Genomic DNA, 13,850 nt, shown 5'->3' on the forward strand with positions numbered 1-13,850 from the left:
CCGCGCCCCATCAGGGCGCGGGGACCGTGGCTCCGGCGACGACGGACGCGGTGGCCGCCCGCCACCGCGTCACGCCGGAAAGCGGCGGTCGACCCACTTCCACAGGAACTCCAGGACGACCGCCGCCACCGCGGCGATGCCGACCGCGAGCCAGGGGATCGCGATCCCGACCAGCCGCAGCGCGAAGAAGTGCTGCAGCGACGGCACGAAGAGGACGAACAGGAACGCCAGGCCCATCGCGGCCACCAGGAGCACTCGCCACCAGGTGTAGGGGCGCGCGACGATCGCCAGGACCCACATGGAGATCAGGAACAGGGTGAGGGTCGCCGCGCTGGTCTCCGCGTCCAGCGCGCCAGGGCCCGCGTAGTGGTGGCGGGCGACCAGGTAGGTGGCGAAGGTCGCGATCGCGGCCACGGCCCCGCCCGGGATCGAGTACCGCATCACCCGTCGTACGAAATGGGGCCTGGCCCGCTCCTTGTTGGGGGCCAGCGCCAGGAAGAAGGCCGGGATGCCGATCGTCAGGGTGGACAGCAGCGTCAGATGCCGGGGCAGGAACGGGTATTCCACCTGCCAGCACACCACCAGCACGGCGAGCAGTACCGAGTACACGGTCTTCACCAGGAACAGCGTGGCGACCCGGGTGATGTTCCCGATCACCCGCCGGCCTTCGCCGACCACCGAGGGCAGCGTCGCGAAGCTGTTGTCGAGCAGCACGATCTGGGCGACGGCCCGTGTCGCCTCCGAGCCCGAACCCATCGAGACGCCGATGTCCGCGTCCTTGAGCGCGAGTACGTCGTTCACCCCGTCGCCGGTCATCGCCACCGTGTGCCCGCGCGACTGCAGCGCCCCCACCATGTCCCGCTTCTGCTGCGGGGTGACCCGGCCGAACACGGTGCCCTTGTCCAGCGACTTCGCCATCTCGTCCTGGTTCGTGGGCAGCCGCCGCGCGTCCACGGTCTCGCCCGCGATACCGAGCTTTCCGGCCACCGCACCCACGGACACCGCGTTGTCGCCGGAGATCACCTTGGCGTGGACGTTCTGGTCGGCGAAGTAGCGCAGGGTGTCGGCGGCGTCGGAGCGCAGCCGCTGCTCGAGGACGACCAGGGCGGTGGGCCGGACACCGGACGTGACCCGCGGGTCGTCCAGGTCCCGCGAGGCGCGGGCCAGCAGCAGCACCCGCAGCCCCTGTTCGTTGAGGCGCTCGGTTTCGGCCAGGGCCGGGTCGTCGGGGTCCAGCAGGACGTCCGGGGCGCCCAGGAGCCACGTGCTGGAGTCTCCGTCGCCCTCGCTGAAGGAGGCGCCGCTGTACTTGCGGGCGGAGGAGAAGGGGAGCGCCTCGATGCAGCGCCAGTCCTCGCTGTCCGGGTAGGCGTCGATGATCGCCTGGAGGGAGGCGTTGGGGCGCGGGTCCGATTCGCCGAGCGCGCCCAGCACCTTGCGTACGTAGGTCTCGTCGGCGCCCTGGAGCGGCCGCAGTTCGGTGACGTCCATGCCGCCCTCGGTGAGGGTGCCCGTCTTGTCCAGGCAGACGGTGTCGACGCGGGCGAGCCCTTCGATGGCGGGCAGTTCCTGGACGAGGACCTGCTTGCGCCCGAGCCGGATCACCCCGATGGCGAAGGCGACGGAGGTCAGCAGCACGAGCCCTTCGGGGACCATGGGCACGATGCCGCCGACCGTGCGGGCTATGGAGTCCTTGAAGCCGTGCTGCTTGACCACCAGCTGGCTGATGACCAGGCCGATCGCGGTGGGGACCATCATCCACGTCACGTACTTGAGGATCGTGGAGATTCCGCTGCGCAGTTCGGAGTGGACCAGGGTGAAGCGGGAGGCCTCCTCGGCGAGCTGGGCGGCGTACGCCTCGCGCCCCACCTTGGTGGTCTTGAAGGCGCCGGCCCCCGCGACGACGAAGCTGCCGGACATGACGGGATCGCCGGACCGTTTGACGACCGGATCCGCCTCACCGGTCAGCAGCGACTCGTCGATCTCGAGACCGTCGGCCTCGAGGCAGGAGCCGTCGACCACGATCCTGTCGCCGGGGCCCACCTCGATGACGTCGTCCAGCACGATCTCGGAGGTGGCGACCTCGGCGGCCACTCCGTCCCGGCGCACCGTCGGCCTCGCCTCGCCGATCACGGCGAGCGAGTCCAGGGTCTTCTTGGCGCGCCACTCCTGGATGATGCCGATGCCCGTGTTGGCGATGATCACGTACCCGAAGAGGCTGTCCTGGAAGGGCGCCACGAACAGCATGACCAGCCAGAGCACACCGATGATCGCGTTGAAGCGGGTGAAGACGTTCGCGCGGACGATCTCGCCCAGGGTGCGACTGCTGCGGACGGGGACGTCGTTGACGTCCCCACGGGCGACCCGCTCGGCCACCTGGGTGGCGGACAGCCCCCGCGTCCGCCCCGGCACCGGGACGGGGTGCACGGGATCGAGCTCGGCGCCCGCGTCGATGTGCGTCATGCATTCGACGGTACGTGTGGATCTGCGCGTTCACCCGCCGAGCAGTCCAAAGATCCGACCAGGGGAGGACGGCTCTCGTGCGGCGGGTGTAGGGGGATCTCGGGGCTATTGCCGGGCCGCGGCCCGTTTGATGGCCGCGTCGCGCCTGCGGACGTACCAGATCCCGATGCAGCCGAGGCCCGCGCCGGCCAGGCAGGTCCACAACCACCAGGTGTGCCCGTGGTCGTCGAACCAGCCGTAGAAGGGGAGCTGGGCCAGGAAGAGGACGAACCAGAGGATCGTGCCGCCGGTGATGGTGGCGACCACGGGGCCCTCCAGGGGCTCCGGCGCCTCGTGTCTGGGGGTCCACTTCGCCATGCCCACAGCTTACGAGGAGCCCGGCCGGGGACGGCGGACACCCCGGGAACTGCGGAGGGCCCTTGCACGCCAAGGGTCTACGCGCGGAGATAGCGATCTACGCCTCATATGTTCATACTGAAACGGTTCGAGTCTGGCTGCTTCTGTTCGTATGAACCACCAAAGGAAGCGTTGAGGAAGATCCTTGGTGATCAGGCGACAGCCCGACTCGATCGCTTTTGTCACCGGTTCGCCCGCAGCATTGAGGTCCCGCATGCCCACCTCGGCTCCCGCCAAGGTCCCCGCCCCGCAGCAGCCGGGCACCACGCCCCCGTCCGGCGCCATCGACCGCTACTTCAAGGTCTCCGAGCGGGGCAGCACGCTCCCGCGTGAGATCCGCGGCGGTTTCGCCACGTTCTTCGCGATGGCCTACATCATCGTGCTGAACCCGATCATCCTCGGCAGCGCCAAGGACATGTACGGGCACCACCTCGACCACGGCCAGCTGGTCACCGCGACCGCCGTCACGGCCGCCTTCACCACGCTGCTCATGGGGGTCATCGGCAATGTGCCGATCGCGCTCGCCGCAGGCCTCGGTGTGAACACGGTCGTCGCGCTCCAGCTCGCCCCGCGCATGTCGTGGCCGGACGCGATGGGCATGGTCGTCCTCGCCGGAGTCGTGGTGATGCTGCTGGTGGCCACCGGTCTGCGCGAGCGTGTGATGAACGCGGTGCCGCTCGGTCTGCGCAAGGGCATCGCGATCGGTATCGGCCTGTTCATCATGCTGATCGGTCTTGTCGACTCCGGCTTCGTCACCCGCATCCCGGACGTCGCCCAGACCACGGTCCCGCTCCAGCTCGGCGGCGACGGCCATCTGAACGGCTGGCCCGTCCTGGTCTTCATCGTCGGCACGCTGCTCACCTTCGCGCTGATCGTCCGCAAGGTGCCGGGCGCGATCCTGATCTCGATCGTGGCGATGACGGTCCTCGCGCTCGTCCTCAACGCGGTCACGAAGATCTCGACCTGGGGCCTGACCGTCCCGGAGTGGCCCGGCAACCCGGTCGCCACCCCCGACTTCGGCCTGATCGGCAAGGTCAGCCTGTTCGGCGGCTTCGGCAAGGTCGGCGTGCTGACCGGAATCCTGTTCGTCTTCACGGTCCTGCTGTCGTGCTTCTTCGACGCGATGGGCACGATCATGGGCATCGGCGACGAGGCCAAGCTGACCGACGCCGAGGGCAACATGCCCGGCATCAACAAGGTCCTCTTCGTGGACGGCATCGCGGTCGCGGCGGGCGGTGCCAGCTCCTCCTCGGCCACCACCTGCTTCGTGGAGTCCACGGCGGGTGTCGGCGAGGGCGCGCGCACGGGCTTGGCGAACGTGGTCACGGGCGCGCTGTTCGCCGTGGCCCTCTTCCTCACACCGGTCGCCACGATGGTCCCGTCCCAGGCGGCCACCCCGGCGCTGGTCGCGGTCGGCTTCCTGATCCTGTCCAACTCCGTCAAGGAGATCGACTGGGCCGACCACACGATCGCCGTCCCGGCCTTCGTGACGATGCTGATGATGCCGTTCACCTACTCGATCACCAACGGCATCGGCATGGGCTTCATCACCTTCGTGGTGCTGCGCCTGGCCGCGGGCCGCGGTCGTGAGGTCCCGGTCCCGATGTACGTGGTGGCGGCGGTCTTCGGCTTCTACTACCTGATGCCGGCGCTGGGTCTGACCTGAGCCGCCGGGGCGAGGCCCGGCGGCGCCGGGGCCTCCGCCGGGTCAGGTGACCCCGTAGAAGCGTTCCGTCTCCTCGACGGCGGCGTGGAAGCGCTCGTCGAAGTCATCCCGAATGAGCGTCCGGACGACATAGTCCTGGACGCTCATTCCTCTTTTTGCGGCATGGTGCCGGAGCCGGTCGAGCAGCTCCCGGTCCACCCGCACGCTGAGCACGTCGGTCCCCATGGCCATGAGGGTTGCCGGACCGGGGCGCGCGATGTGTCACGTTCCGCTGCTGTATCACTCATATGGGTGATGGGTACCGCTCAGGGGTTTCACCGGAGGGTCCGAGGGCGTGGAGAGGGTGACGGCCGGTGTCGCCCGTACGGACGCACGCTCGAGTGGTCTTTAGAGAAGGTAATGAGTTACGCTAAAGAGCATGGCTGACCTGACCCATGGCGACGACGCAGCCGCCGTGAACGCTCTCCGCTCCGCCGTGATGCGGCTGTCGCGCCGACTCAAGCACCAGCGGGTCGACGAGTCGCTGAGCCCGACCGAGATGTCGGTGCTCGGCACCCTCGCCCGCTGTGGTTCCGCCACGCCCGGCGAGCTCGCTCGCAAGGAGCATGTCCAGCCGCCCTCGATGACCCGCATCGTGGCGCTGCTGGAGAGCAAGGGTCTGGTTCAGCTGGAGCCGCACCCCGAGGACCGGCGCCAGAAGGTGGTCACGCAGACCGAACGGGCCGAGGCGATGCTCGAGGAGAGCCGCCGGAAGCGAAACGCGTTCCTTGCGGGACTGGTCGAGGGTCTGGACGAGGACGAGTGGGCGAAACTTCGCGCCGCCGCCCCCGTCCTGGAGAAGCTCGCGCATCTGTGACACGCGGCCCCCACCCGCGGCCGTACGACAACCCCATCGCAAGGAGGCGAACCCTTTTGAGTTCGGGAACCGGAGCAGCTTCCGCCCCCGCACCAGCCGCCCACGACTCCCCGCCCGCCCACGACCCCACCGGTGCTCCCCGCAGCCCCGGACCCTCGCAGCCCCCCACGTCCACCACGAACGCCCCCGGGCGGGCCGAGCCCGCCAGGTCCTCGATGTTCAGCTCGCTGCGCGTGCGCAACTACCGGCTGTTCTTCCTCGGCCAGGTGGTGTCCAACACCGGCACCTGGATGCAGCGCATCGCCCAGGACTGGCTGGTGCTGAGCCTCACCGGTTCCTCCACCGCCGTCGGTGTCACCACGGCGCTGCAGTTCCTGCCGATGCTGCTCTTCGGCCTGTACGGCGGCGTTCTCGTCGACCGCCTGCCCAAGCGCCGGACCCTGCTGGTCACGCAGTCGGCCATGGGTGCCACGGGACTTGTCCTCGCCTTCCTGACCCTCACCGGTCACGTCCAGGTCTGGCACGTCTATCTCGCGGCCTTCGCCGTGGGACTCGCCACGGTCCTCGACAACCCGGCCCGGCAGTCCTTCGTCTCCGAGATGGTCGCCCCCGGGCAGCTGCAGAACGCGGTCAGCCTGAACTCGGCGAACTTCCAGTCCGCCCGGCTGGTCGGCCCCGCCGTCGCGGGTGTCCTGATCACCGGAGTCGGCACGGGCTGGGCCTTCCTGCTCAACGGCGTGTCCTTCCTCGCCCCCATCAGCGGGCTGCTGCTGATGCGCGCCCGGGAGCTGCACGTGGTGGAGCGCGCCCCGCGCGGCAAGGGCCAGCTCCGTGAGGGACTGCGCTATGTCGCCGGGCGCCCCGAGCTGATCTGGCCGATCGTCCTCGTCGGGTTCATCGGCACCTTCGGCTTCAACTTCCCGGTCTGGCTGTCGGCCTACGCCGACCATGTCTTCCATGCCGGCGCCGGTGCCTACAGCCTCTTCAACACGCTGATGGCACTCGGTTCGCTCACCGGCGCACTGCTCGCCGCCCGCCGCGGTACGGCCCCGCTGCGCCTGCTGATCGCGGCCGCGGCCGCCTTCGGTGTGCTGGAGATCGTGGCCGCCGCAGCCCCGTCCCTGTGGCTGTTCGCGCTGCTCATGGTCCCGATAGGGATCTGCGGCCTGACGGTGAACGTCACGGCGAACACCACCGTCCAGATGGGCACGGACCCCGCGATGCGCGGCCGCGTCATGGCCCTGTTCATGATGGTCTTCATGGGCGGTACGCCGCTGGGTGCCCCCGTGGTCGGCTGGATCACGGACACCTATGGTGCCCGGGCCGGTTTCGCCCTGGGCGGTCTGATCTCGGCCGCGGCGGCCGTGACCATCGGCCTGATCCTGGCGCGGGTCGGCGGCCTGCGGCTGGCCGTGGGCTGGCACCGCGGGTATCCGCGGCTGCGCTTCGTGCCGCGGGCCCAGCGGGAGCAGCCGGCGACCGCACCGGTGTGACCGGCGAGGGGCGCCCCGGCGGCGCCCCTCGCGGTGTCACACGCGCTGTGCCAGCACCTGCCCCGGCCACTGGTCCTCGCCGACGGTGAAGGTCTCCGTCCGGGTGAAGCCGTTGCGCTCGTAGTAGCCGACCAGCTTGCCGTCGTCCCCCGCGTAGCAGTCGACCCGCAGCAGACCGACGCCCGCACGCCGGGCCTCCTCGGCCGCGTGGGCGAGAAGGGCGCTGCCGACACCACGGCCCGAGAAGCGGTGGTCGGCGGCCAGCAGGTGGACATAGCGTTCGGGTTCGTCCGCGGGTGCCAGGTAGGCGCCGGGCCCGTCGGTGAGGGTGAGCGTGCCCGCCGGGACGCCGTCGATCTCCGCGATCCAGGGTTCGCCGCCCGTCACATAGGTGCGCACGGTCTCCTCGCCTCTCGGCAGCTCGGACCAGGGCCGGGTGCCCCACTGCCGGGTGCGTCCCTGTGCGACGAGCCATGCGACCGCGCCGTCGAGCAGACCGAGGATCACGGGGATGTCGGCGGTGGTGCCTTTGCGTATCAGCATCCCCCCATGATGACGGTGGCCGAGTGATCCGTTCCCTGGAAGGGTGAGGTCATGAGACTCTTCGCCGCGGTGCTGCCGCCTGACGAAGCGATCCGTGAACTCGCCTCCACCGTCCATGCGTTGGAGAGCCTGCCGGGGGCGGACGGGATGCGCTGGACGGCACGGCCCGGCTGGCACTTCACGCTCGCCTTCTACGGCGAGGTGGACGAGGAGTCCGCACCGGACCTGTCCGAGCGGCTGGCGCGAGCGGCCCGGCGCACCGAGCCGTTCCGGCTGTCCCTGCACAGAGGCGGCCGGTTCGGCGGCCGGGCGTTGTGGGTGGGAGCGTCCGGGGACGTCGCCGCCATGGGACGGCTCGCCGACCGGGCCGAGTCCGCGGGCCGGAAGGCGGGCGTGGAGACGGGGGAGCACCGCCCCTACCGCCCGCATCTGACGCTGGCGCGCAACAGCCGGGGGGCTGCGGACTTCCGGCCGTACGTCGCGGCGCTCGAGGTGTTCGAGGGACGGCAGTGGACGGTCGCGGAGCTGAACCTCGTCCGCAGCAGGCTGCCGAGGTCCGGGGTGCCGGGGGAGCAGCCGCGCTACGAGACGGTGGACCGATGGGGGCTCGGAGCGGACGGGTGACGGGGCCCGGTTAGTCTCGATACGTGGACCCGAAGACCCGTAACCGGATCATGGCCGGTGTGCTCGTGATGATGTTCGTGGTGGTGGCGATGGCCGCGGCGATCGGAAAGTAGCCTGCCGCGGCGCCCTCCCCACGACGACCCCTCCCCTGTGACGCACGACGTCCCGGTCTCCCGGAAGGACTCTTCCGGGAGACCGGGACGGCCTCAGGACCGGGACCGGCCGGGGCCGTGCCGGCCTACCAGGCGAAGGCCTCCGGCGAGGGGCCGGGACCCGGGAAGATCTCGTCGAGACCGTCCAGGACCTCCTGCGAGAGCTCCAGCTCGACGGCCCGCAGTGCCGACTCCAGTTGCTCGGCGGTGCGCGGGCCGACGATGGGGCCGGTGACTCCGGGACGGGTCAGCAACCAGGCCAGGGCGGCCTCACCGGGTTCGATCCCGTGCTTGTCGAGCAGGTCCTCGTAGGCCTGGATCTGCGCCCGGGCACCGGCGTCGGCGAGCGCCTCGGCCGAGCGGCCGGTGGCACGGCGGCCGCCCACGACCTCCTTCTTGACGACGCCGCCCAGCAGACCGCCCTGGAGCGGCGACCACGGGATGACACCGAGGCCGTAGTCCTGCGCGGCGGGGATGACCTCCATCTCGGCGCGACGCTCGGCGAGGTTGTAGAGGCACTGCTCGCTGACCAGGCCGATGGTGCCGTTCCGCCGGGCCGCGATCTCGTTGGCCTGGGCGATCTTGTAACCGGGGAAGTTGCTGGACCCGACGTAGAGGATCTTTCCCTGTTGCACCAGGACGTCGACGGCCTGCCAGATCTCCTCGAAGGAGGTCCGGCGGTCGATGTGGTGGAACTGGTACAGGTCGATGTAGTCGGTCTGCAGCCGCTTGAGGCTGGCGTCGACCGCCCGCCGGATGTTGAGGGCGGAGAGCTTGTCGTGGTTGGGCCAGGCGTCGCCGGCCGCCATGTTGCCGTACACCTTGGTGGCGAGGACGACCTTGTCGCGCCGGTCACCGCCCTTGGCGAACCAGTTGCCGACGATCTTCTCGGTACGGCCCTTGTTCTCGGGCCCGCCGTAGACGTTCGCGGTGTCGAAGAAGTTGACACCCGCGTCCAGCGCCGCGTCCATGATCGCGTGACTGTCCGCTTCGTCGGTCTGCGGGCCGAAGTTCATGGTCCCGAGGACGAGCCGGCTGACCTTGAGTCCTGTGCGTCCGAGCTGCGTGTACTTCATGACTGTCCAGCCAACGGCGTGGAGTGCGCTCTAGGCAAGAGGGAAGATCGCCGCTCGGGCCGGCCGCGGAGGAGCACGTCCGTTCCCGGGGTGAGGCCGCCGGGGTCCGGTTGCCCGGCCACGCGGTGACCGGCGCGTGCAGGGAGACGGTCAGACCCTTCCGGCGTCGTACTCCTCGCACAGTCCCCACCCCTGGCACATCGCGTCCGCGAACGCGGCCGCGATCTTGTGCTCGCCGCCGGCGTTCGGGTGCGTGCCGTCGTAGGTGTCGTGGTGGATGTCGTACGACGGCGGCACCGAGGTCAGCAGGAGCGGCGAGCGGGGCTCGTCCAGGTCCGCCACCGCCTTCGCCAGGAGTTCGTTGAAGAGGGCCACCTCGGTCCCGAACGCGGCGTCCTCCTGCGCCCGGATGTTGGGGATCACGGGGAGCAGGACCATGTGGATGCGCGGATCGGCGCTCCGTGCCCGGGCCACGAACTCCTCCACGTTCTTCGCGGTCTGCTCCGCGTTCGTGTAGAAACCCAGGTCGATCAGGCCGAGCGAGACCAGCAGGACGTCCGCCCGCGACGCGCTTACGGCGTCGGCGATCAGCGGCGCCATGTGGATCCAGCCCTCGCCCCAGCCCGCCAGGTGGGCGCGTGGGAAGCCGGGCTCGGCGTACTCGTACGACGTCGGCGCGTCCGCGACCTTGTCGTACAGCGTCTCGCGCGGTCCGACCAGCGTGAACGGGCCGTCGTACGTCGCGCACAGATGGCGCCACAACCGGTGACGCCAGGTGTGTTCGCCCGCGCTGCCGATCGTCATGGAGTCGCCTACGGGCATGAGCCTGAGCATCCGCTCATCATGGACGATCGCCGCGAGACGCAGGGCGGACGTATGGGGCGGCACCGTGTGAGGATCGACACGCCCGGCCGCGGGCCGCCGTCCGGATCAACCGGGCCCGTGGACCACAGGCTCGGATGGCAGGCTTGGGCCATGCGTCGATCGCTCGTGTTCCTCTCCGGGGCCCTACTCATCGGTGCGCTCGCCGCGCCCGCGTCCGCCGCCGACGACGGCGGTGGGGGCTTCACCATCAAGGACCCCCGGATCACCGAGTCCAGCGGGCTCGCCGCCTCCCGTCTGCACCCCGGGATCTACTGGACCCACAACGACAGCGACGACGGACCGTATCTCTACGCCGTCGACGGCCGCACCGGGAAGACCGTCGCCACCGTCACCCTGCGCGGGATCGGCACGCCCCGTGACGTCGAGGCCATCTCCATCGGGCCGGGGAACCAGATCTACGTCGGTGACATCGGCGACAACCTCGGCGGTTCCTGGCCGTACGTCTGGATCTACAAGCTGCCCGAGCCCAAGGTCCTCCAGGACCAGACGATCCGTGCCACCCAGTACGTGGTGAAGTACTCGAACGGGGCACGGGACGCGGAGTCGCTCGTGGTGCACCCCAAGACCGGGCGGGTGTACATCATCGACAAGAAGGAGGACGGCGGGCACCTCTACGCGGGCCCGGCGCAGCTGTCCCCCACCGGGACGAACGTCTTCCGGCCCGTCGCCACCGTCGATCTGTGGGCCACCGACGCCGCCTTCTCGCCCGACGGCGGCCAGCTCGCCGTACGCGGCTACTTCGGTGGCATCGCGTACGAGTGGAACGGCGGGCGGATCAAGCGGCAGGGCCGGCTCGACGTGCCCCTGCAGCCGCAGGGCGAGTCCGTCACGTACACCACCGACGGGTCGAAGCTTCTCTACGGCAGCGAGGGGACCGACAGCCAGGTGAAGGCCGGGAGCGTGCCCTACAGCGGGAGTGGCGACGCCAAGTCGCCGTCCGGGAAGGGGAGTCAGCCCGCCGGGACCGACGGCGGGTCGACCCCGAAGGCCGACTACAGGATCGGCGCACTGGTCCTCGTCGTCGCCCTCGCCCTCGTCTTCGGCATCAAGAGACTGCTGCGCCGCGATCCGCGCCGGTGACGGGACGCCGGTACGGGCGAGGGGCGCCCGGTGTGGACCGGGCGCCCCTCGGCGACGTGGACGGCGGGAAGGTCAGAGCTTCTCGATCACGTAGTCGACGCACTTCGTCAGGGCCTCGACGTCCGCCGGGTCGATCGCCGGGAACATCGCGATGCGCAGCTGGTTGCGGCCGAGCTTGCGGTACGGCTCGGTGTCGACGATGCCGTTGGCGCGCAGGACCTTGGCGACGGCCGCCGCGTCGACCTCGTCCGAGAAGTCGATCGTGCCGATGACCTGGGAGCGCTTGGCCGGGTCGGCGACGAACGGCGTCGCGAACTTCACGTCCTCGGCCCAGCCGTACAGCGTCCGGGCCGAGGTGGCCGTGCGGCGGACGGCGAAGTCCAGTCCGCCCTGTCCGACCAGCCAGTTCAGCTGCTCGTTGAGCAGGAACAGGGTGGCGAGGGCCGGGGTGTTGTACGTCTGGTTCTTGCGGGAGTTGTCGATCGCCGTCGGGAGGCTGAAGAACTCCGGGACATGGCGACCGGAGGCGTGGACGCGCTCGGCGCGCTCCAGCGCGGCGGGCGAGAACACGCCGATCCACAGGCCGCCGTCGGAGGCGAAGGACTTCTGCGGCGCGAAGTAGTAGACGTCCGTCTCGGAGATGTCGACCGGGAGACCGCCGGCACCGGAGGTGGCGTCCACGAGCACCAGGGAGCCGGAGTCCGCCCCCGCGACGCGCTCGATCGGCATCGCGACGCCCGTGGACGTCTCGTTGTGGGTGAAGGCGTAGACGTCGACGCCCGCCTCGGCCTCCGGCTGCGGGTGCGTGCCCGGCTCGGAGGAGATGATCGTGGGCTCGGCGAGCCAGGGGGCGAGCTTCGCGGCCTTCGCGAACTTGGAGGAGAACTCGCCGAAGCTGAGGTGCTGCGACTTGTTCTCGATCAGACCGTGCGTCGCGATGTCCCAGAACGCGGTGGAGCCGCCGTTGCCGAGGACGACCTCGTAGCCGTCGGGGAGTTGGAACAGCTCGCGGATGCCCTCGCGCACGCTGCCGACCAGGTTCTTGACCGGGGCCTGGCGGTGGGACGTGCCGAGCAGGGAGCTGCCCGTGGCGGCGAGGGCGTCCAGCGCCTCCACCCGCACCTTGGAGGGACCCGCGCCGAATCGGCCGTCAGCGGGCTTGAGGTCAGCAGGAATCTGGATGTCAGCCACGAGCCGGAGGGTATCCCGTCGGCGAAACCGGGCGGAAACGTGTCCGTTCGATGAGACGACGCCCGCCGGCCCGTGACCTGTAGGGAAATACGAGGATCCAGGTCCGGGATCCGTGACGTCCCTCCGCCCTACGGGGTCAGCCGCACCGGCAGCTCGAAGAGGTCGTTCTGGGTCACCACCGGCTTGTGGCGCAGTTCGCTCACCGGGACCGCCAGGTCCAGGGCGGGGAAACGTCCGTAGAGGGCCGGCAGCGCCACCGCGGCCTCCAGCCGGGACAGGGCCGCCCCGGGGCACGCATGCGGACCGTGGCCGAAGGAGATGTGCCGGTTCTTTGTTTCCCGGGTGATGTCGAAGACGCCCGCGGACGGTCCGTGCGCCTTCTCGTCCCGGCCGATCGCGCCGTAGGACACGATCAGCGCGTCGCCCGCCGGGAGGATCCGGTCGCCGACGGGGACGTCCTCGGTGGCGAACCGGATCAGGACGTGAGAGGTCGGGGTGGAGTGGCGCAGGGTCTCCTCGACCACCGCGGACCACTCGGCCGCACCGCTCAGCACCAGGGCGCGCTGCTCGGGGTGGGCCGACAGGTTGACCACCGCGTTGACGATCAGCGAGATCGTCGTCTCGTGGCCCGCGGCCACCATCAACTGGAGTGTGGAGACGATCTCCTGGTCGGTGAGGCGGTCGCCGTTCTCGGCGGCTCCGATGAGGGCGGAGGTCAGGTCGTCGCCCGGGACGGCACGCTTGGCCGCGACGGTGCCGGCCATGATCCCCGCGAGTTCGGTGAGGGTCGCGACGACCTCCTCGGGCGGCGTCTGCGTCGAGAAGAACTTCTCGAACAGCTCCTTGAGGCGCGGCAGCCGGGACTCCTCGATTCGGCGACGACGTACATCGGCAGCGGATAGGCGAACTCCGCCTTGAGGTCGACGACCGTGCCGCCGTCCGTGGGCAGCCGGTCGAGCAGACCCTCCGTCAGTTTCGTGATGCGCTCCCGCATCTCCTCCACCCGGCGTGGGGTCAGCGCCTGGGCGACCAGTGCGCGCAGCCGCCGGTGGTCGGCTCCGTCGACGGTGAGCATGGACCGGCCCGGATCGGCGAGGCCGATCAGCGGCCAGTCGGGTGCGATCTCACCGCGCCGCCAGGCGCCCCACACGGTGATGTCCTTGACCAGCCGCGGGTCCGTCAGCAGCTGCCTGGCCTCGGCGTGGTGCGCGACCGCCCACACGGGAACGCCGCCGGGCAGCACCACGGCGGCGAGCGGTCCCGCCTCCCGCAACCGGGCGCTCTCGGCGTCCAGATCGCGGACGAAGGGGTCCAGGGCTATGGGGGGTCTTTCGGTAGTGGTCATGCGGAGGGGCTTCCAGACAAGGGGGTGGGCGCAAACCTCCTCGGCGATGCCGACCGGCCCCGCGGCCAAGGGACCGGTCG

The 13,850-nt window shown here is 70.2% G+C and carries 12 protein-coding genes and 1 pseudogene; 5 read left to right on the top strand and 8 right to left on the bottom strand.

Annotation, left to right across the window (positions count from 1 at the left end; all coding sequences use genetic code 11):
- Positions 1–69: 69 nt before the first annotated feature.
- Together ACSHXN_RS22880 and ACSHXN_RS22885 are read right to left on the bottom strand one after the other, a co-directional pair.
- Complete coding sequence (locus ACSHXN_RS22880) at positions 70–2,463, bottom strand: HAD-IC family P-type ATPase (protein WP_355131985.1); 2,394 nt, start codon at positions 2,461–2,463, stop codon at positions 70–72.
- A gap of 105 nt (positions 2,464–2,568) precedes the next feature.
- Complete coding sequence (locus ACSHXN_RS22885) at positions 2,569–2,820, bottom strand: DUF2530 domain-containing protein (RefSeq protein WP_355131984.1); 252 nt, start codon at positions 2,818–2,820, stop codon at positions 2,569–2,571.
- Between the two features lie 253 nt (positions 2,821–3,073).
- On the opposite strand from ACSHXN_RS22885, the gene ACSHXN_RS22890 reads away from it, so the two are divergent.
- On the top strand, positions 3,074–4,525 hold the full coding sequence (locus ACSHXN_RS22890) for an NCS2 family permease (protein ID WP_355132084.1): 1,452 nt from the start codon (positions 3,074–3,076) through the stop codon (positions 4,523–4,525).
- Between the two features lie 42 nt (positions 4,526–4,567).
- On the opposite strand, the gene ACSHXN_RS22895 is transcribed toward ACSHXN_RS22890, so the two are convergent.
- Entirely contained in the window at positions 4,568–4,756 is a 189-nt protein-coding gene (locus ACSHXN_RS22895) for a ribbon-helix-helix protein, CopG family (RefSeq protein WP_355131983.1), read from the bottom strand.
- A 187-nt stretch (positions 4,757–4,943) separates the two neighbouring features.
- Between ACSHXN_RS22895 and ACSHXN_RS22900 the strand changes: the two genes are divergently transcribed.
- Together ACSHXN_RS22900 and ACSHXN_RS22905 are read left to right on the top strand one after the other, a co-directional pair.
- The gene (locus tag ACSHXN_RS22900; RefSeq protein ID WP_059127055.1) at positions 4,944–5,381 is read left to right on the top strand and encodes a MarR family winged helix-turn-helix transcriptional regulator; all 438 of its coding nucleotides are present in this window, start codon (positions 4,944–4,946) and stop codon (positions 5,379–5,381) included.
- 215 nt (positions 5,382–5,596) lie between these two features.
- A complete protein-coding gene (locus ACSHXN_RS22905; protein ID WP_383351770.1) occupies positions 5,597–6,874 on the top strand; it encodes an MFS transporter in 1,278 nt (425 codons plus the stop codon).
- Positions 6,875–6,910: 36 nt separating this feature from the next.
- On the opposite strand, the gene ACSHXN_RS22910 is transcribed toward ACSHXN_RS22905, so the two are convergent.
- Positions 6,911–7,417, bottom strand: a complete 507-nt coding sequence (locus tag ACSHXN_RS22910) for a GNAT family N-acetyltransferase (protein ID WP_355131981.1) — start codon at positions 7,415–7,417, stop codon at positions 6,911–6,913.
- Between the two features lie 51 nt (positions 7,418–7,468).
- On the opposite strand from ACSHXN_RS22910, the gene thpR reads away from it, so the two are divergent.
- Positions 7,469–8,041, top strand: coding sequence for an RNA 2',3'-cyclic phosphodiesterase (thpR, locus tag ACSHXN_RS22915; RefSeq protein WP_383351357.1), 573 nt, complete (start codon positions 7,469–7,471; stop codon positions 8,039–8,041).
- 238 nt (positions 8,042–8,279) lie between these two features.
- On the opposite strand, the gene ACSHXN_RS22920 is transcribed toward thpR, so the two are convergent.
- Entirely contained in the window at positions 8,280–9,269 is a 990-nt protein-coding gene (locus tag ACSHXN_RS22920; RefSeq protein WP_355131979.1) for an aldo/keto reductase, read from the bottom strand.
- A gap of 150 nt (positions 9,270–9,419) precedes the next feature.
- A complete protein-coding gene (locus tag ACSHXN_RS22925; RefSeq protein ID WP_356108630.1) occupies positions 9,420–10,103 on the bottom strand; it encodes a GDSL-type esterase/lipase family protein in 684 nt (227 codons plus the stop codon).
- A gap of 141 nt (positions 10,104–10,244) precedes the next feature.
- Here ACSHXN_RS22925 and ACSHXN_RS22930 point away from each other — a divergent pair, with 141 nt between their 5' ends.
- Entirely contained in the window at positions 10,245–11,234 is a 990-nt protein-coding gene (locus tag ACSHXN_RS22930) for a WD40 repeat domain-containing protein (protein ID WP_438303617.1), read from the top strand.
- Between the two features lie 72 nt (positions 11,235–11,306).
- Here the strand turns inward: ACSHXN_RS22930 and serC are convergent, their stop codons facing one another.
- Positions 11,307–12,425 carry a phosphoserine transaminase gene (gene serC, locus ACSHXN_RS22935; RefSeq protein ID WP_355131977.1) on the bottom strand — a complete coding sequence of 373 codons (1,119 nt, stop codon included), beginning with the start codon at positions 12,423–12,425 and terminating at the stop codon, positions 11,307–11,309.
- A gap of 128 nt (positions 12,426–12,553) precedes the next feature.
- Positions 12,554–13,770, bottom strand: a pseudogene (locus ACSHXN_RS22940) (cytochrome P450 family protein).
- Positions 13,771–13,850: the final 80 nt, after the last annotated feature.

Origin of the sequence: Streptomyces sp. HUAS TT11 (genome assembly GCF_051553595.1) — a bacterium.
In the GTDB taxonomy this organism is placed as follows: domain Bacteria; phylum Actinomycetota; class Actinomycetes; order Streptomycetales; family Streptomycetaceae; genus Streptomyces.

Coding starts and splice junctions, on each gene's coding strand:
- ACSHXN_RS22880 (WP_355131985.1), bottom strand. CDS start 2,463: ATGACGCACATCGACGCGGGCGCCGAGCTCGATCCCGTGCACCCCGTC.
- ACSHXN_RS22885 (WP_355131984.1), bottom strand. CDS start 2,820: ATGGCGAAGTGGACCCCCAGACACGAGGCGCCGGAGCCCCTGGAGGGC.
- ACSHXN_RS22890 (WP_355132084.1), top strand. CDS start 3,074: ATGCCCACCTCGGCTCCCGCCAAGGTCCCCGCCCCGCAGCAGCCGGGC.
- ACSHXN_RS22895 (WP_355131983.1), bottom strand. CDS start 4,756: ATGGCCATGGGGACCGACGTGCTCAGCGTGCGGGTGGACCGGGAGCTG.
- ACSHXN_RS22900 (WP_059127055.1), top strand. CDS start 4,944: ATGGCTGACCTGACCCATGGCGACGACGCAGCCGCCGTGAACGCTCTC.
- ACSHXN_RS22905 (WP_383351770.1), top strand. CDS start 5,597: ATGTTCAGCTCGCTGCGCGTGCGCAACTACCGGCTGTTCTTCCTCGGC.
- ACSHXN_RS22910 (WP_355131981.1), bottom strand. CDS start 7,417: ATGCTGATACGCAAAGGCACCACCGCCGACATCCCCGTGATCCTCGGT.
- thpR (WP_383351357.1), top strand. CDS start 7,469: ATGAGACTCTTCGCCGCGGTGCTGCCGCCTGACGAAGCGATCCGTGAA.
- ACSHXN_RS22920 (WP_355131979.1), bottom strand. CDS start 9,269: ATGAAGTACACGCAGCTCGGACGCACAGGACTCAAGGTCAGCCGGCTC.
- ACSHXN_RS22925 (WP_356108630.1), bottom strand. CDS start 10,103: ATGCTCAGGCTCATGCCCGTAGGCGACTCCATGACGATCGGCAGCGCG.
- ACSHXN_RS22930 (WP_438303617.1), top strand. CDS start 10,245: ATGCGTCGATCGCTCGTGTTCCTCTCCGGGGCCCTACTCATCGGTGCG.